Annotated in this window: 18 protein-coding genes; all 18 read left to right on the forward strand. The window is 32.6% G+C overall.

The window, feature by feature from the left end; all coding sequences use genetic code 11:
* Positions 1-89 precede the first annotated feature (89 nt).
* Positions 90-1,403, forward strand: coding sequence for a hypothetical protein (locus ACJJV4_RS03910; protein WP_405292162.1), 1,314 nt, complete (start codon positions 90-92; stop codon positions 1,401-1,403).
* Positions 1,404-1,657: 254 nt separating this feature from the next.
* Positions 1,658-2,608 (forward strand): SDR family oxidoreductase, encoded by a 951-nt coding sequence (locus tag ACJJV4_RS03915; protein WP_215957482.1) that lies wholly within the window; start codon positions 1,658-1,660, stop codon positions 2,606-2,608.
* Positions 2,609-2,617: 9 nt separating this feature from the next.
* Positions 2,618-3,529, forward strand: a complete 912-nt coding sequence (locus ACJJV4_RS03920; RefSeq protein WP_405292163.1) for a helix-turn-helix domain-containing protein — start codon at positions 2,618-2,620, stop codon at positions 3,527-3,529.
* A gap of 3 nt (positions 3,530-3,532) precedes the next feature.
* The gene (locus ACJJV4_RS03925) at positions 3,533-4,036 is read left to right on the forward strand and encodes a hypothetical protein (RefSeq protein ID WP_303558724.1); all 504 of its coding nucleotides are present in this window, start codon (positions 3,533-3,535) and stop codon (positions 4,034-4,036) included.
* Between the two features lie 230 nt (positions 4,037-4,266).
* Positions 4,267-4,839 carry a Crp/Fnr family transcriptional regulator gene (locus ACJJV4_RS03930; protein WP_145001962.1) on the forward strand — a complete coding sequence of 191 codons (573 nt, stop codon included), beginning with the start codon at positions 4,267-4,269 and terminating at the stop codon, positions 4,837-4,839.
* A gap of 118 nt (positions 4,840-4,957) precedes the next feature.
* The gene (locus ACJJV4_RS03935) at positions 4,958-5,440 is read left to right on the forward strand and encodes a cupin domain-containing protein (protein WP_405292164.1); all 483 of its coding nucleotides are present in this window, start codon (positions 4,958-4,960) and stop codon (positions 5,438-5,440) included.
* Between the two features lie 32 nt (positions 5,441-5,472).
* A complete protein-coding gene (locus ACJJV4_RS03940) occupies positions 5,473-6,570 on the forward strand; it encodes an L-dopachrome tautomerase-related protein (RefSeq protein ID WP_405292165.1) in 1,098 nt (365 codons plus the stop codon).
* Positions 6,571-6,703: 133 nt separating this feature from the next.
* The gene (locus ACJJV4_RS03945; RefSeq protein WP_405292166.1) at positions 6,704-7,642 is read left to right on the forward strand and encodes a cyclase family protein; all 939 of its coding nucleotides are present in this window, start codon (positions 6,704-6,706) and stop codon (positions 7,640-7,642) included.
* Positions 7,643-7,667: 25 nt separating this feature from the next.
* The gene (locus ACJJV4_RS03950; RefSeq protein ID WP_405292167.1) at positions 7,668-8,876 is read left to right on the forward strand and encodes an MFS transporter; all 1,209 of its coding nucleotides are present in this window, start codon (positions 7,668-7,670) and stop codon (positions 8,874-8,876) included.
* 3 nt (positions 8,877-8,879) lie between these two features.
* The gene (locus ACJJV4_RS03955; RefSeq protein ID WP_405292168.1) at positions 8,880-9,818 is read left to right on the forward strand and encodes an aldo/keto reductase; all 939 of its coding nucleotides are present in this window, start codon (positions 8,880-8,882) and stop codon (positions 9,816-9,818) included.
* Positions 9,819-9,873: 55 nt separating this feature from the next.
* Positions 9,874-10,842, forward strand: a complete 969-nt coding sequence (locus tag ACJJV4_RS03960) for a TIGR03571 family LLM class oxidoreductase (protein WP_405292169.1) — start codon at positions 9,874-9,876, stop codon at positions 10,840-10,842.
* Positions 10,843-11,083: 241 nt separating this feature from the next.
* Entirely contained in the window at positions 11,084-11,563 is a 480-nt protein-coding gene (locus tag ACJJV4_RS03965; protein WP_405292170.1) for a hypothetical protein, read from the forward strand.
* Between the two features lie 322 nt (positions 11,564-11,885).
* Positions 11,886-12,782: a hypothetical protein gene (locus ACJJV4_RS03970; RefSeq protein WP_405292171.1), complete on the forward strand. Its 897-nt coding sequence runs from the start codon at positions 11,886-11,888 to the stop codon at positions 12,780-12,782.
* Positions 12,782-13,414, forward strand: coding sequence for a hypothetical protein (locus ACJJV4_RS03975; protein WP_405292172.1), 633 nt, complete (start codon positions 12,782-12,784; stop codon positions 13,412-13,414). The genes ACJJV4_RS03970 and ACJJV4_RS03975 overlap by 1 nt, the downstream gene beginning before the upstream one ends.
* 55 nt (positions 13,415-13,469) lie before the next feature.
* Positions 13,470-14,156 (forward strand): hypothetical protein, encoded by a 687-nt coding sequence (locus ACJJV4_RS03980; protein ID WP_405292173.1) that lies wholly within the window; start codon positions 13,470-13,472, stop codon positions 14,154-14,156.
* A gap of 227 nt (positions 14,157-14,383) precedes the next feature.
* The gene (locus ACJJV4_RS03985) at positions 14,384-16,063 is read left to right on the forward strand and encodes a hypothetical protein (protein ID WP_405292174.1); all 1,680 of its coding nucleotides are present in this window, start codon (positions 14,384-14,386) and stop codon (positions 16,061-16,063) included.
* Between the two features lie 164 nt (positions 16,064-16,227).
* Entirely contained in the window at positions 16,228-17,022 is a 795-nt protein-coding gene (locus tag ACJJV4_RS03990; RefSeq protein ID WP_405292175.1) for a hypothetical protein, read from the forward strand.
* Positions 17,023-17,262: 240 nt separating this feature from the next.
* On the forward strand, positions 17,263-17,487 hold the full coding sequence (locus tag ACJJV4_RS03995) for a hypothetical protein (RefSeq protein ID WP_405292176.1): 225 nt from the start codon (positions 17,263-17,265) through the stop codon (positions 17,485-17,487).
* The last annotated feature ends 113 nt before the right edge of the window (positions 17,488-17,600 follow it).

A 17,600-nucleotide genomic window follows, 5' to 3' on the forward strand; every position in this document is an offset into this window, starting at 1 on the left:
TTTTAAAAAGGTGTTATTAACTATAAAACTGGTATATAGGTAATGCTATTTATATGCTTATGTTGTACGCAAGCTGAAAAACGAAACTCTTGAAAAAAGAAATTGAACAAAAAATTTATAAATTCTTTCTTGAATCCAGTGATTTCAATGGAATTCCTTTGAGAAATATTTCAAGTACTTTGAATATTGAATATAAAAAATCAATAGACTTAATTAAAGAACTAGTTCTAGATGACAAAATAACAATTCAATCAAGTACAAATCCTCATATTATTTATTCACGTCTTTACCCTATCGAAACTCAATTGAAAATTCTTGAGGATTCCAAGAACTGGAAAACAAAAGAAATGAAAATAGGGAAAATTGCAATAATATCAGAAAATACAGATTTTCCAATATGCATTTATCCTTCTCAAAGTTCACTTAAATCTAATAGAAATTTAGATGAATTTGGAGAAGCAATTTACACTAAAGCTCTTGCGTGTGGAGAACCTCAACTAAGTCCACGATTTTTCGACATTGAAGTATTGGAAAGATATTCAAACGACCCTAGATTCAATTTTGTATTTGAAGATTACTCAGGTAGAATTTCAGCAAAATATGATGATAATGAAAAACCTTTAGTAAGAGGAGAAGATGATGTTTTTCTAAAAACTTTTGGTTTAGGTTTTGATGAAAATGATAACAGGTTAGCTGTTGTCTATTTAAGATACTTAAACGACTTAACACCTGAGCATCAGGTTTTTTGGAAAAATAAAGAAAGGACTGAAAACTGTTTCGTTCTACAAGAATATTATGAAAATACAATTAAAGGAAATTGGACATCATCACATTCTGTATTTAGTGCTTTTATAGGCGAACTAACTTGTTTAAATGACATTTCAAAAACTATTTTTGATAAATCTTTATTTAGAAAAAATTTTAATGATTACAATCGACCGAAAGAATTTACATTTTTCTTTTCACCAACTTTAAAGAATTATAATGATTTTGTACTTCTTTTAGATAAAATGATTTCAGACAACATAAACAAAGATTTCTTTGAAGGTAAAGTTGAGTTTTACGATTACATTGAAATAGAAGATGGAATTAAGGAACGAAAACCAAAAGGAACATTAAGACTTTTCGAAGAATGGTTGAGTGGAATATTTAAGGCTGAACAAGACAAAGAATTAAAGAAAATATTTAGTATTTTAAAAAACATTAGAAGACAGCGTCAAAACCCAGCTCATAGAATAAGTGAAAACGAATATGACCAGAAATATATTGAGCAACAAAAAAAATTAATAAATAATGCTCATCATTCTATAAAAGGATTAAGATATATTTTTAAACAACACAGAAGAGCGAAAAATTTTGAAATACCAGATTGGTTAGAAAATGGAGACATAAAAACATTCTGAAAAAAGCCTGCGTACAACACCATATATAATTTATTGCTAGTTCTAGCCTACTTACGAAAATCCTCGCGGATTTTATATTCGGTTTTTATTTGCTAAATTAGGTGCTAAACCACGCAACGTATCATATACAAAACCGTTGTGTGTAATTAAACCCAACCAAAAAGTATACGACATTCGAAAATCTGTATAAGAAAACAAGACCTCTTCCGTCCGACCTTTGCCTTATAATTTTTTAACACAAAAAATAGACGGAAATGAAAACAAATCAATTTGGCAAAAAAGGATGGACACCTGATAGAATCGGAAATCTGAATGGCAAAGTGTTCGTTATAACAGGTACTACAAGCGGAACAGGTTTTGAAGCAACCAAAATTTTACTTTCAAAAGGTGCTAAAGTGGTTATGCTCAATCGAAACCCTAAAAAAGTACAAGACACCATTGCAACATTGAAACAAGAATTGGGTAACGATATTGATATAACCAATATTCAAATGGACTTATCAGAGCAAGTATCTGTAAAAAAGGCTACAGAAGAAATTTTAAAAACAGTTCCCAAAATCGATGCATTAATTTGCAATGCTGCAATTGCCCAAGTACCTAAACAGACGCTAACAACAGACGGTTGGGAAAGTCAAATGGGAACGAATTACTACGGAAATTTTACTCTTCAAGCATTATTGTTCCCACTTATTGAAAAATCTAAAGGTCGAATTGTAACGGTAGGAAGTCTGGGATATGATATGGGAATTAAAACTATCAAATTTGAGGATTTGAATTGGGATAAAGATTACACACCTAATAATGCTTATAGTCAAAGCAAATTAGCTCAAATTATATCTATCTATGAACTACAGGATAGATTGAAAGAAGCAGGTAAATCAGATGTTAAAGCATATGCTTGTCATCCTGGTTCTTCAAGAACAAACCTTATAAATACAAGTGGTAGTTTTATGATGAAATTCATCTTTAATCTAATGAAATTATCGCCATTAACACAATCGGCTGAAAAAGGTGCTTATCCGCAATTGATGTGTGCTTCAGAACCTAATTTAGATCAAGGTAGTTTTTATGGTCCTACAGGAAGAAATAATTGGACTGGTCCTGTTGGAGCGCATAAATTAGAATCACACGCAAAAGACAAAGTTGTTGCAAAAAAATTATGGGAACTTTCTGAAAAAGAAACAGGTGTAAAATGGAATATATAAATTTGTATTATGGAGCACTTTAAAACATTATCATCTTATTTAGATTATTTAGGACTTCCTCGACCAGAGCATCCTATGTTGAGTATTTTTAACTCAAAAGGCGAAGGTTATTTACCTTGTCCACGAGAAAGTTCGCCACCAATTACAAATGATTGTTACTCTATAAGTTTTAAAAAATATGTAAAGGGAGATTTAAACTACGGACGAACAAAATATGATTTCACTAATGGAGCTTTGATTTTCATTGCACCAAGACAAGTCTTACAATGGGATAATAGTGTGGTTTTTGAGCAAAAAGGCTTTTCAATAAACTTCCACGAAGATTTTATAAAAGGAACAGAATTAGCACAACAAATTAAAAAATATGGTTTCTTTTCCTATTCAGTAAATGAAGCATTACATCTTTCGCCAAAAGAAGAAAAGCAAATAGAATCGATAGTTGCTAATATTGAAATTGAATATCAAAATAATCAAGATGTCTTCAGTAAAGAAATTATTATTTCTCAATTAAACACGTTGTTAAAATATGCAAATCGTTTCTATGAAAGGCAGTTTTTAAATAGAATAGAAATATCGAACGATTTGTTAGAGCAATTCAATCAGTATTTAAATGAATATTTTGAATCAGTACAGTTGCAAGAAAAAGGTATTCCAAGTATTGAACAAGTCGCAGATAAAATGTCGGTTTCACAACGATACTTAAGTGATACTTTGAAAAAGGAAACAGGTAAAACTACAACCGAACATTTACACTTACATTTAATCGATGAAGCAAAAAATATATTATTACAGCCAAATAAGAGTATTTCAGAAGTGGCTTATGAATTAGGGTTTGAATATCCACCCTATTTTTCGAGATTATTCAAAAAGAAAGAAGGTATAAGTCCGACCGAGTACAGAGAAAAATATAAACTAAATTAAACAATGGAACTATTAAAATTAGCCACAGAATGGGCGAAATCCGAAATCTTCTCAACACGTTTCTTCATCCTTTTTGCAATTATATTTTTAATCGCAAGTATTGGGTTTTGGCAGTTAGGGAAAACAGATTTAGCAAAGGCTTACATCATTCCGACTTTGATAGCAGGCATACTAATTTTGATAATTGGTAGCGGTCTTTACTACACCAACATTCAAAGAGTTAAACAATTTGAGAAGGACTTCAATACTGATACATCTGCCTTTTATCAATCCGAAATAGAACGTTCTGAAAGCACTTTAAAGGAGTATACAGTTGTATTTAAAGTAATTCCAATATTAATTATCATAGCAGCATTATTAATTCTGTTTGTTAACACACCTACTTGGAGAGCAATTAGTATTACAGCCATTGCAATGTTAACAGTCATTCTGTTAGTTGACGGAACTGCCCACTCAAGAATAGAAAGCTACCATAAAGAATTGAAAGTGGTAGATATAAAAAAATGAAGTCAAAAAATAACTACACACAACAACGTATATAAAAAATAGCAGTTAAGAGCTAAACCTTAAGTTTGGTTCTTTTCTGCTATCTTTGTTTTAAACCGAAAAGTAGTACTTATAATTCTGCTACTTTTCATATACAAGACCGTTGGCATACATTTGACAAGCAACACTATTTAACAGATTTAAACACTAGTAAACTTTCCAGAAACAGAAATAAAAAATAAATTTGCATTATGGAAGAAAAACTTGATTTACTAAGACAACATTTTGAAGAGTTATTTGCATTAACAAATGACGAATGGAATTTTATACAATCGCACTTTGAATATAAAAGCTTAAAAAAACACCAATTCTTAATCCAAGCAGGACAAGCTGTGGATTTTGAATATTGGATTGTTAAAGGCTTAGTTAAGGCGTATTCCATAGACGAAAAAGGCAAAGAACATATTCTTCAATTTGCTATGGAAAACTATTGGGTGAGCGACCATTGTGCTTTTCAACACCAAGAACCGGGTTCTATTTTTGTAGATTGCCTTGAAGATTCAGAGTTTTTCTGTTTGTCTTTAGAGAATAGAGAGAAAATTTGCTTAGAAGTCCCAGCAGTTGCCAACTTCTTCAGAATTAAATCTAACAACGGTTATATAAATTTACAGCAAAGAATCCTTTCTTTACTCACAATGACCGCAGAAAGCAGGTACGAATACCTGTTAAATAAACTTCCAAAATTAATACAACGCGTTCCTAAAAAATTAATTGCTTCCTATTTAGGCGTATCCAGAGAGACTTTAAGTCGTTTTAACAGTTAAGAGTGACATAAATCACTTTTCAAAATTGATGTACATCACAAAAAAACCGTGATGTATGTCCTCGCACACCCCTTTGTTTTCATAGAATTTTGTATCGAACAATTAAATACAATGTACTATGAAAACTACAAGAACACTTTTTCTATTATTTACAGTTATTGCCATAGGTTTTAACACCTATGCGCAAGAAGACAAAAGACCGTTAATGGGTAACTCCTACGGTATTATCAATATTGATGAATACGTAACACTACTTCCTAAAGACCACAACGGTATCATCAAAGACATCAGATTAATAGACCGTGAACACGCAGGCGTTAGAATCTTTCGGTTATATGATGAAGTGCCTATGCACTACCACGCAAAATCTGATGCTTACCTCTACATTTTAAATGGCAAAGCAGAATTTTATGTTGCCGATAAAGGTCCTGTTGTTGCAGGAAAAGGCGACTTACTTTTTTGGGGCAAAGGTACATCGCACGGTAACGGAAAAATTTTAGAAGGTCCGTTAGACGTACTCGTTTTTGATGCCATTGCAAGAGACCCAAGCGATGTTATCTGGGTAGACCCATCAACGCAAAAGAAATTTTTAGGCAACTAATCAAATCATATTCAATTTTAAAAACAATAACGATGAAAACAGTAACAATTATAAAAACAGTCTTGTTCGCATTTGTAATGAATTTTACACTATTAGCACAAGCACAATTAGAAACTATAGCAACATTTCCAGAATCAAGACCGGGGAATATAACCGTGTCTAACGACGGAAGAATATTTGTAACAATGAGTGCCTTAAGCGCTTCAAAATATATGGTGAAAGAAATTTTGCCTAATGGAGAAGCCATTCCATTTGGAGATAAAGAGTGGATTGTAAAACCAGAAAACGGAAGTATAAAAGGTATCAATTCAACTATCGGAATTCAAGCCGATGCAAATGGAATTCTTTGGGTGTTGGATATGGGTAACGTAAAGCAAAATCAGGCACCAAAATTAGTTGGATTTGATTTGGTTACCGGTAACGTCACAAAGGTTTTTCCTATTCCGAATACAGTATTATCAACAAAACCTTTTTTACAGGATTTTGTGATTGATGTCAAGAACAACACTGCTGTAATTGCAGATATGACCGATGCTTTAAATCCGCCAATTGCACCAGCTTTTGTTGTGATTAACTTAGAAACAGGTTATATAAGACGAGTTATGGAAGGGAATGCTTCATTTTTGTCTGCTGATGAACCAGTGAAAATTCACGGTAGATTAGTATCCCACAAAAGAAAAGACGGTACTACCATTCAGCCAAGATATCCTTTAAATCCAATTTCCATAGATGACGAAAACAAGTATATCTACTATGGTGCAATGGGAAACACCAAGATTTACCGCATACCGTCTGCTGTTTTAGCGGATGAAAGCAAGCAAGATAGCGACCTTAATAAGTACATCGAGTTTTATGCCAACAAACCAAAATCTGACGGATTTAAAGTAGGTGCAAACGGAAAAGTATATGTAACCGATGTTGAAAATTCAGCCATTGTAGAAAGTACGCCTGCTGGAATGAAAACCATTGCGCAATCTAAAAAAGACCTGTCTTGGCCCGATGGTGTTGCCATACACGGAAACTATTTGTACATCGTAGCAAATCAGCTTCATAATCTGCCTTTGTTAAATGAAGGAAAAGATGCTAGTAAACCACCTTACTTGGTTTTAAAAATGAAGCTTCAAGATTAAATAAAATTAAAAATAAGGTGATGTATGAGCAGTGTTAACTGTGACATACATCACTTTAAAATGGTGATGTACATCCTCGCACACCCCTTGCTTTAATCGGAAATTTGTATCAGAAATTTAAAAACATATTAAAATGAAAACAATAGTAAATACTTTAAAAACAATTGCATTAGCAGCCACACTTTTTACTGCTTTAACTACAAACGCACAACAAGTACCAACGTCACCTTATGGTGCAGACGATGAAATTGGTGCACTTAACCTTTTAAATGAAGAAACGGTTTTAGATGCCGTAAAATTGGTTAAGAAAGGAAAAGTATACCGCTTAGGAATGGTGGTAAATGCAGAAACCGCAGCTTTCCGTCACAGATACTTTCATATTGAAACGTTGCAACCAGAAACTGCTGCTGCAGGTTCTAATAAATTCACCTACGTAGATGACCAATTAATTGGTTGGACAGGTGTTGGATCTCAAATAAACGGATTGGCACATTATGGTAGAGACAATGTGCATTATAACGGACATAAAGTTGAAGATTTTTTAACCGTATCTGGTGTTAAAAAATTAGGGCTAGAAAAATTACCTCCAATTGTAACTAGAGGTATTGTTTTAGATATGCGCTCCTATTACAATCAAGATATTGTAAAGGAAGGCACTGTTTTTACAGTTGAGGACATTGAAAAAGTAGCCAAAAAACAAGGCATTGAAATTCGTAAAGGAGATGTAGTGCTATTTTACACAGGATGGACCAAATTAATGGGTAAAGATGATAAGCGTTACCTAGCTGGCGGACCTGGAATTGGTACAGAAGCTGCACATTATTTAGGTAAAAAAGGAATTGTTGCAGCAGGTGCAGACAACTGGTCTTTTGAAGCGGTGCCACACGAAAATAGAGCACTGTCTTTCCCTGTAAATCAAATGATGGCAACCGAATACGGTGTACAAGTTTTGGAAAATATTCTTGTAGATGAGTTGGTTGAGGATAAAGCTTGGGAATTCCTTTTTGTATTAGGTCACCCTTTATATGAAGGCTCTACGCAAGTACAAATAAACCCTGTTGCCATTAAATAACAATAATAAAAAATAATTAGAAATTATGGAAACATCAACAATACATAGAGATACTACGGTAGCAAAAAAGAAGAGTCTACCAGCAGCATTATGGGCATTAACCATAAGTGCATTTGCCATAGGAACAACGGAATTTGTAATTGTAGGTTTATTATCTACCGTTGCAAACGACCTAGGCACATCATTAACATCAGCAGGATTATTAGTAAGTCTGTACGCCATTGGTGTTGCTATTGGTGCACCCATTTTAACTGCCTTAACAGGTAAAATTCCAAGGAAACAATTACTAATGGGAATTATGTTACTATTTATAATTGGTAACGGTTTAGCAGCTATTTCACCAAGTTTTGAGTTGTTGCTATTATCTAGAGTTGTAACAGGTTTTGCTCACGGTGTATTCTTTTCTATCGGGTCTACCATTGCAGCTAGTTTAGTTCCAAAAGATAAGCGAGCAACAGCCATTTCTATAATGTTTGCAGGTCTAACGGTAGCCATTGTAACTGGTGTGCCTTTAGGAACATATATCGGTCAGAATTTTGGATGGAGAGCAACTTTTATTGGTGTTGCTTTATTAGGATTAGTAGGTGCAATAGCTAGTTTGGCTTTGGTTCCTAAAAACATCAAACAATCGGCTCCATTACGACTTATAGACCAATTAAAAGTGATTAAGAATCCATCTATTTTATTGGTGCTAGCCATTACTGCATTTGGTTATGGTGGTACGTTTGTCACTTTTACGTACTTAACACCTTTGTTGGAAGAAGTAACCGGTTTCTCTTCAAATATGACTAGTGTATTTCTTTTAATTTATGGTATTGCCATCGCAATTGGGAATATCATAGGTGGTAAAGTATCTAACAATAAACCAGGCAAAGCATTATTAGTAATGTTTGCTTTACAAGCCATCGTATTGTTTGTGTTATACTTCACTGCTTCTAGTCAGATTTTTGCCATCGTGACCTTGTTTTTTATGGGAATCCTAGCCTTTTCAAACGTACCTGCATTACAATTATACGTGGTGAAAATGGCGGAAAAATACTTACCAGGAACCGAAGATGTAGCATCTGCCTTAAACATTGCAGCTTTTAACGTTGGTATTGCTATTGGTGCTTATGTAGGCGGAATGGTTGTGGAATCTGAATTAGGTATTGAAGCGACTCCTTGGGTAGGTGGTATTCTAGTAATTGTTGGATTCTTGTTAACCTTAGTTTTATTCAAAAAAGAAAAAATATAAATAATGACTGCATTAAAATTTAGAAATAACGACGAAATGCCAATTTTAGGTTTAGGAACGTTTCGTTCTGAACCAAATGAAGTGTACAAGGCTGTACTTTCAGCTATTAAAATAGGATACAGACATATAGATTGTGCTGCGGCTTACGGAAACGAAAAAGAAGTAGGTAATGCCATTGCTGAAGCCATAAAACAAGGTTTGGTCACACGTAACGATTTATGGGTGACTTCCAAATTATGGAATGCTTCCCACGGAGCGGAAAATGTGATTCCTGCACTGAACCAGACTTTAGAAGATTTACAACTTGACTATTTAGACCTGTATCTTATCCATTGGCCTGTCGCTCTTAAAAAAGGAACGGAAATGCCAGAAAAAGCATCTGATTTTATTCCATTATCAGAGGTGCCTTTAACCAATACTTGGAAAGGGATGGAAGCTGCTTTAGAGGAAGGACTTGCAAAACATATTGGCGTGAGTAATTTTAATGAAAATCAGTTGAAAGAAATACTAGCGACTGCAGTGCATCAACCAGAGATGAATCAGGTAGAAATGCATCCATTTTTGCAGCAAGACGCATTACAAACATTCTGCGTAAAAAACGATATTCTGCTAACTGCATACGCACCTTTAGGCTCGCTTGAAGATGACAATAGCACGCTTCGTTTGTTAGAAAATGATACGATAAAAAACATTGCCAAAGCAAGACGTATGTCGCCTGCACAAGTAGCATTGTCATATACGATGCAACGAGGCATTGCGGTAATTCCTAAATCTATAAATGAGGCGAGATTGCTTCAGAATTTAGAGACGTTAAACTATACACTTACTGAAGAAGACATGGCGTTGTTGAAGGATTTGGATAAAGGACATCGCTTTATAGATGGCAAATTTTGGGAAGTTGAAAACGGACCCTACACTGCAGATAGTATCTGGAATAACTAATCTTGAAAATCATCAGGTGTCTTAGCGGATGCCTGATGAATTTAAAACACACACTATGAATCCATTTGATAAACTATACAAACCAGGTAAAATGACCCTTGGTATAGAGTTTCCTTTAGATAACGATTGGTCAACCGATGGAAATCGCAAACGTTTGGAAGACAACAGACCTTTTGGCGTGCCAGATATATCTAACCATTTAGCCTTAGCACAACAGATTGACGAAGCAGGATTCGCAGCCTTATGGATGCGAGATGTTCCTGTGTACGACCCAAATTTTGGTGATGGTGCTCAATTGTTTGACACCTTACCATACTTGGGTTATTTAGCTGCTGCTACCAAAAACATTTTGTTGGGTACAGCTGCCATTGTATTGCCATTACAACAACCTATAAAGTTAGCAAAAGCTACTGCTACCATAGAAAATTTAAGTGATGGCAGACTATTGTTAGGCTTTGGTTTGGGCGACAGACCTGTGGAGTTCCCAATGTACAATATCGATTATAAAAAAAGACCTGAAATCTTTAGACAAAATCTTGATATCATCAAAGAAGCTTGGAAAACGAATAGCGATTTAAAATCTAAGTACGATTTTTTAACTAGTGGAATAGAAGTGTACCCTAAACCGAAAAAAGATATTCCGTTAGTCATAGCTGGTCATTCCGGACAAAGTATTAATTGGATTGCCAAAAACGCTCAAGCTTGGTTTAATTATCCAAGACCTGTTGCCGAAACTTTGGAGAACAGAAAATACTGGTGTAATGCATTGTATGATGAAGATCAAGCAGCCAAACCTTATATTTCTGCCATACATTTAAACCTATCTAAAGACGACAATGCTACTTTTAAACCACAGCGTTTTGGTGGTACGGTTGGAATCAACCATCTTACCGAATACTTAAAGTCCTATGAAAACGTTGGTGTTAATCATATGGCACTAAACCTTAGAAAATCTGAAACGCCAGTTAGTGAAGCTATTGCTAAAATTGAGGAGGTTGTATTACCGGAGTTTGATACTATCTAGTTCTTTACTATACCATAAATTATATATATAAGATTAAATAATAATTCCTAAATTAAAAAACGTGTGGCAACAATGTATATGTTTTATTGCTAGGTTCTAGCCTGCTTACGAAAATCCTCGGAAAATTATAGGCTATAAAACACCCCAGGAAATTATGGATTCTGAACTAAAAAATGTAGCTTAGTATCTCAAAAAAAAAGCAACGTTTGTTGCGTTAGAACCTTGAATGCAGTAACACAAAATGAAAATCGAGTTTAAAGAAGAACAAAAATTCACTCAATGGTGGCTTTGGCTGATTTTAATCGGAATTGGAACATTATCGATTTTCGGAATTTACAAGCAATTAATTCTCGGAGAAAAATTTGGAGTTAAACCAATGGCAGACTTCGGACTTATTATTTTTTGTGTGCTTATTTTTGGTTTAATAGCTATGTTTTGGTTTATGCGACTGAAAACTGAAATTGACCAAAATGAAATACGAATAAACTTCTTCCCTTTCGTTAAAAAGCAAGTAAATTGGAAAGAAATAAAAAATGCTAAAATCGTGAATTATGGATTTGTTGGAGGTTGGGGAATCCGACTATGGACAAAATATGGAACGGTATATAATACGAAAGGAAACAAAGGTTTGGCAATTGAGCTTCAGAATGGGAAAAAATTTCTAATCGGAACTCAAAAAGAAACTGAACTGAATAAAATATTGGAAAAAGTCAGTTGGTAACATTGTTTAAAAATAACGCGTGAGTTTATTACTAAATCAAAAGCTCTATGTTTGTTTATGTAGCCCGCCAAATATAATATTTGGCATTTTCAATATAAAAGATAAACACAAAATATTATATTTGGCTAAGTGTCAAACCAAAGCGAGAGGCTTATCTCTTGCCTTACGTTTTTTATGCTAAACGTTGGTATTAATTACATAAAGAACGAAACATAAATGGCGTTTTTTAAAGGTAGAAAAATCTTTGAGAAATAGCACTCTTGCGTTTAACAGAAAAGCTACTTATTAATAATAGGGCTGATTTTATCTTATAATTTTAGATATGAATAAAATACTAATACTACTAATTTTAGCCACCACAATGGGGTACGGACAAAGAACTAAAATAGATAAGAACGTTACAATAGATTTAGAAGAATTAAACTTAAAAGGTAATGTAAAACGAGTAACGGTATATGAGAAGACATTGGATGTTGATACAACTGCAATAATTTCTGAAGTAAAGGAATTTAATGAAAACGGATTTTTATTATTAGAAAAAACCTATCGTCGTGGTAAATTGAATACCACTTATAAATACACCTATAAAGACGGAAAAGTAGAAACCGTAATTGAAACCCAATTACCACCTTACGGATATACCACCATTAAAAAGTATGTTTATAAAGATAACGTAATAGAGATGAAAGCTTATGAAGATGATAAGCTGACAGAATCTTTTACACAAAAAATGGATAAAAACAACAACATTGTATACTCAAAACACGACAACTACAACTTTAAATCGTATTGTGAACATTTTTACGAATACGACAACAACAATAATGTTACGCGCCTAAAAAGAGAATGCTACAAAGAAAATGTAAAAAACGATAGTTATACCGTTGATTATACATATAAAGATAATTTGCTAGTAAAAACACATCAATCTAATAGTGCTTTTTACGATGGAAAACCAACTACAGAAATTTACACCTATGATAAATTAAATAATTGTACTGAATTAAGTAAATATGTTAATAATGTATTCGAAAATAAAGAAACTAAAGTTTACAAAAATAATTTATTAATAGAACACCTCTTTTTTGATAAAGATGGCGTTAAAATAACAGTTGTAAACTATGAATATGATAAGAATAAAAATGTTAGTAGTGAAGCCATTCATAATATAAAATATAAAGAAACTACTATTAAAACCTATGTAGTAGAAGAATACTGATGAAGAAGGCCACTAGAAAATATATCAATGAATTTAGTAAACAGGTTAACAAATCAAATTATACATTAATAACTAAAGACAACTTATATATTGCAACAGGAAATAATATATATATTACTATGGACTTTAAACTTCAAGAAGTTGTTATAGAGAACGTTCTTGTTGTAGAATTTACCGTTATAATAGGTGATTATAAAAAAGCATTGGAAGATGGTATTTTAAATCCTGTTTCAGAAGAAAAGATCATTATACTTGAAAACGATTTCTACAATAGCTATTCTGAAGATCCTGTGCATACTATTTATAAAGACACCATAAAAAAGCTCAAACCTTTTATTGGGCTTAACTCATGCATCTACAAAAATTCAGAATACACTTTTTTTCAACAAATAGGTAATCACGATCTTATTTTAAAAGATCCTTTACCTATACAAGTTATTAGAGGTAAAGCAGAAATTACTCAAGTTATAGAACAACTAAAACAAATTAACTTGCCTAACGGGTGGCTAATACAAAAATCTAAAGGCATAGGTAAAAAGAGTAATATTAAAATATATAAGAATTTAATAATAATCACAGTTATTATAACGATACTAATAAACGCTATTATAGCTATTGGTAGATTATTTTAAAAAATTACAAAAAATTAAACTAGAATTGTACTAATTATATAAAACAGCCCAATTTATGCTACACAAAATTTTACTATTAAGTTTCTTTTTAACGCTCTTTAATTCCATTGAAGACAAAGGACTAAAGGCATATTACTACCCAATAGAGAAAGAGAAAACAGTTAGGGTTTATAAGTTTATTGAAAAAAATCATCCAGACTATTCCGAATATTTAAAAATTACAATTGACCCAGAAACAAATACAGTTTTAACAGAGAAATATTTAAATAACTTATGGCATTTTAATAGTGGTTTAGAAAAACTTAATAAAACTGGGACAGAACTTATACAATACACAGATTTTTGGAGAAAAAGTAACGGAGACACACTAACCGTAGAAGCTAAAATAATAGATAAAGAAGCTTTTAGGTGGGACGATAAAGAAAGCGTTTACGAGTATTCTTTAAACTACACCGATCCTAGAGAAGGGCCTTTAAACCTTGAAAAATCTAGAATTCTACATAGCTTTAAAACCATTACAATAGATAATAAAACATATAAAACCGCCATGTTTCTTGATCAGTATACAGAAGAAAATTCAAGCTATCAAAGTTCAGGTTTTTACCAGCACGTATATTATGCTGAAGGTTTGGGCATCGTTAAATATGATACACATAAATTAAAGACTTCCATAGAAATGGAATTAAATGAGATATTAACCGAGGAAGAGTTTAATAAACTACTTTATAAAAAACTTAAATAAAATGATAGTAGGTTACAGAAAGGCAAAAATGTAACTTATAGCCTAAAAAATCACCTAAATAAAAATAACGAAACGCTGATACCGTATAAAATTTATTACTAGTTCTATAGTCAGCTGAAGAAAAGTCTGACCAATGTTATTGAGTAATAACTATTTGCTAAATTAGGGGCTTAAACCACACAACTAACCGTACACAATACCGTGTGCAATTAAAAAAAACGGAGTAAATGAAACAAAATTTAAGATTAATACTTATTCTATGTATTACCCAACTGATTTTGGGCTGCTCTCAACCGGAGAAGTCTAATATGGTACAAAAGGAAGAGAAAACTAATATTGAACTAAAAGACAATTGGTACTATCTTAACGGAGAAAAGTTTTTTGTAAAAGCCATTGGTTACGAAATAGGTGCACGACCAGGACAACATCCATATGAAGATGAAAAGAAAGATCATCTGGAGTTAATGAAATTTGATCTTGAGAACATAAAAAAAGGAGGTTATAATACTATAAGAACATGGAGTCAATTTTCTGAAGCACAATTAAAATTGGTGCAAGAATCTGGTTTAAAGCTTATTATGGGGTTAGAAGTTAACCCGGAAGAAGATTATAGCGACCCTAAATTTATAAATCATTGCAAGACACAATTGGTAAATATTTTGAAATATGCGCCAAAATATGATTGCATAATTACGTATTTGGTTATTAATGAACCTCAAACAGATCACATTCATAAAGTTTCAGCCAAGGCGTTTAAAGGCCTCATGAAAATGATGGTAGATATGATTCATGAGGGGCATCCAAACGTGCCAGTAACGCTTTCTGCAAATGCTATGATTAGCGATTGGATGGATGAAAGTATGTATGATGTATACGCTTATAATTGTTATGGCTACAATGAAGGTCAAACAGCAACAATGGGGTTTAGAGATTATATTAAAGGTCTAAATGAATTAAACGGGTTAGATAAACCCTTTATCATTACTGAATTTGGACATTCAGTATCACCAAAAGGAGGTTTTGGTAGTTTTGGCTCAAGAACCTTAAAGGAACAAAGCGAAGGGTTGGTTTCTAATTACCGAGATCTTATGGATGCAGGAGCTGTAGGAATGTGCCCTTTTTATTATGCTGATGGTTGGTGGAAAGGTGGAGAAAAAAGTATACACAATAAAGAGCAGCCAGAAGAATGGTTTGGGTTTTGGGGTTATAAAGATATTAACGACAAATATGGTTCACCTCGTCCTGTTTGGTTTGCTATGCGAGATTATATGAAAGGGCTTATAATAAGCCCTAAAAATAAAACAATACACGCCAGCACCACCACGATACCTTTAGAGCTTTATAATGATGCGACAATTAAAAAAGTAGTTGTAAAAAATCGTGATAAAGTTATCTATTCTAATAGCATAATAAGTGCAGGCTATTTTGCAGACCAATTAACAATTAATCCAGTTGGTATGGAAGCCATGGAACTTGCTTTTGAGTTTTTTGATGGTGAAGATAACGTTGTTAAAAACGAATCTATTATAATTCTAGCTTCTAATACAGCAATAGAATTGCCTAAATTAACTATAGAAGTCACACCTAAAAAAGATTTTAGCGCCGTAAAAGTTGGAAGCATTAAAACAACAATTGAAACTAATGAGAATTTTAAATTGATTGGAGACTTAATCGTTAGTTATAATACTCATCTTGGATGGGACGTTGGTCCACAAGTATCTGTTTCGGTTAAGGGTGAAATGGACAAAAAAGTAATTACTTCTGAAAATTTCTTCGATATTCCTGATAATTGTTGGGTTGTAAATGCATCGGCTGGAATATCTGTTAGGTATGGTAAATTTACTTTTAAAATTCACGATCAAAAATTAATTTATAGAGGTGAATGGGCTAAAGAAATTAGTCGTTAATTAGCCTGCACATGGTGCAGTATTAAAAAAAAGCTATTTTTTTCGTTTAACTCATGCTAGTTGCTTTGTTTGCTTATAAGTAATTTTCTTTCGGAAAATCGTCGCACTCAAACACGCAACTTATCATATATAAAACCATTGGCAACAAGCTAAAAAAAAAGGCAATGAAGTACTTCAATCTATTCGGTAAAACCAAAGGGCAGAGTTCAAATCCTGAACCTGAAAAACCGGAATTTGAGCAAATCAAGGTTTTTAAGAGTTTACCAAAAAAGGAATGGAAATTAGCCTGCAACGAACTGAATAAAATAATTGGTATAAACCTTAAGGAATATGGGTTTAAAAAGAAAGGTAGAAAGCATTATCGACTTACAAATGATTTACTTGAAGTTATTGATATTGACAATCGTGGAAGTTGGTCTGGTGCTAAAGACGATATTGAAGTTCGAATTGGATTAGTGCCATACTGTTGGAGGAACCTTACTGACGAATACTATTTAATTGGTTCGAAAAAAATAGAAGAAATAGATAATACAATCAGAAAGCATTTTAAAATATCAGAGGAGTATATAGTATTAGCAAATTATTTATCAGAGAAATTAATTAAAAAAGTACTGCCATTTTTTGACAAATACAATTCGACTAAAAAGATAACAAACAAACCATATATTTTTCCTTTTTATTCCAAGTGTGGAGGAAATGACATTTACAAATCTCAATTTCTAATTTTATTCTCGGAACTTAAACAACATAAACCTAATAATGCAATTGAAATTTTAGAAAACGAAATTGAATTTCACGAACGATTAGAAAATGAAGAAATAGTAGACCAATGGAAAAAACTTAAAGAGTTGATTGAAAAAGGAAATTGGAATGAAATAGACAAAGTTTTAGCCGAAAACGAACTTAAAGAATTAAATAAACTGAAAATAAATAGAGTTGCCAAAACCTTATTAAAATAATTACTCTTTCTAGGTTTAACCAAAGGTGGTTGCTTTTTCGAAACATCTGATTTTTCTTTTGGAAAATCTTCGTTCATAAAGCAGTAGTTACCCTATATATATATATATACTTTCGATTTTTAACGTTTTTTTTATTTACTGAGTTGAAACGTACTAATGCTAATGAAAAAGTTAATTACCAAAAAAATATCCACTCCAACCAAGTTTAACTTTAGTATCTTGCCTTAATAAAATATTATTATGAAAATAAACTTATTGTCTTGTGATGCTCAAAGACCAGATAGAAGAGCGATAGCTAAATGTATTGCTGAGATTTCTATTGGTAGAGATGCAGGCTTGGCCAATGAATTTACAGACATCCTTTTAGAAGGGGATTCTGTCGATATTGAGTTAGACGATAAAAACACAGGTTCTGCATTACGTGCTCTACGAAAGCTAGATATTGACTACGAAATCGTAGAGTAGTTTTAATCCGATTTTCTTAACTAAAACCTTCAATTAGTAACATGTTTTTAGTGTTAATTAATTGTTAATCAGGATTTTGTTAAATTTGGTTAAAAAGGTTAAAATTATTTTAA

The sequence above is a fragment of the Algibacter sp. Ld11 genome (assembly GCF_045066735.1).
Classification (GTDB): Bacteria; Bacteroidota; Bacteroidia; order Flavobacteriales; family Flavobacteriaceae; genus Algibacter.

What these genes read in the sequence shown, in the direction of transcription:
- ACJJV4_RS03915 (WP_215957482.1), top strand. Translation starts at nt 1,658, where the DNA reads ATGAAAACAAATCAATTTGGCAAAAAAGGATGGACACCTGATAGAATC.
- ACJJV4_RS03920 (WP_405292163.1), top strand. Translation starts at nt 2,618, where the DNA reads ATGGAGCACTTTAAAACATTATCATCTTATTTAGATTATTTAGGACTT.
- ACJJV4_RS03925 (WP_303558724.1), top strand. Translation starts at nt 3,533, where the DNA reads ATGGAACTATTAAAATTAGCCACAGAATGGGCGAAATCCGAAATCTTC.
- ACJJV4_RS03930 (WP_145001962.1), top strand. Translation starts at nt 4,267, where the DNA reads ATGGAAGAAAAACTTGATTTACTAAGACAACATTTTGAAGAGTTATTT.
- ACJJV4_RS03935 (WP_405292164.1), top strand. Translation starts at nt 4,958, where the DNA reads ATGAAAACTACAAGAACACTTTTTCTATTATTTACAGTTATTGCCATA.
- ACJJV4_RS03940 (WP_405292165.1), top strand. Translation starts at nt 5,473, where the DNA reads ATGAAAACAGTAACAATTATAAAAACAGTCTTGTTCGCATTTGTAATG.
- ACJJV4_RS03945 (WP_405292166.1), top strand. Translation starts at nt 6,704, where the DNA reads ATGAAAACAATAGTAAATACTTTAAAAACAATTGCATTAGCAGCCACA.
- ACJJV4_RS03950 (WP_405292167.1), top strand. Translation starts at nt 7,668, where the DNA reads ATGGAAACATCAACAATACATAGAGATACTACGGTAGCAAAAAAGAAG.
- ACJJV4_RS03955 (WP_405292168.1), top strand. Translation starts at nt 8,880, where the DNA reads ATGACTGCATTAAAATTTAGAAATAACGACGAAATGCCAATTTTAGGT.
- ACJJV4_RS03960 (WP_405292169.1), top strand. Translation starts at nt 9,874, where the DNA reads ATGAATCCATTTGATAAACTATACAAACCAGGTAAAATGACCCTTGGT.
- ACJJV4_RS03965 (WP_405292170.1), top strand. Translation starts at nt 11,084, where the DNA reads ATGAAAATCGAGTTTAAAGAAGAACAAAAATTCACTCAATGGTGGCTT.
- ACJJV4_RS03970 (WP_405292171.1), top strand. Translation starts at nt 11,886, where the DNA reads ATGAATAAAATACTAATACTACTAATTTTAGCCACCACAATGGGGTAC.
- ACJJV4_RS03975 (WP_405292172.1), top strand. Translation starts at nt 12,782, where the DNA reads ATGAAGAAGGCCACTAGAAAATATATCAATGAATTTAGTAAACAGGTT.
- ACJJV4_RS03980 (WP_405292173.1), top strand. Translation starts at nt 13,470, where the DNA reads ATGCTACACAAAATTTTACTATTAAGTTTCTTTTTAACGCTCTTTAAT.
- ACJJV4_RS03985 (WP_405292174.1), top strand. Translation starts at nt 14,384, where the DNA reads ATGAAACAAAATTTAAGATTAATACTTATTCTATGTATTACCCAACTG.
- ACJJV4_RS03990 (WP_405292175.1), top strand. Translation starts at nt 16,228, where the DNA reads ATGAAGTACTTCAATCTATTCGGTAAAACCAAAGGGCAGAGTTCAAAT.
- ACJJV4_RS03995 (WP_405292176.1), top strand. Translation starts at nt 17,263, where the DNA reads ATGAAAATAAACTTATTGTCTTGTGATGCTCAAAGACCAGATAGAAGA.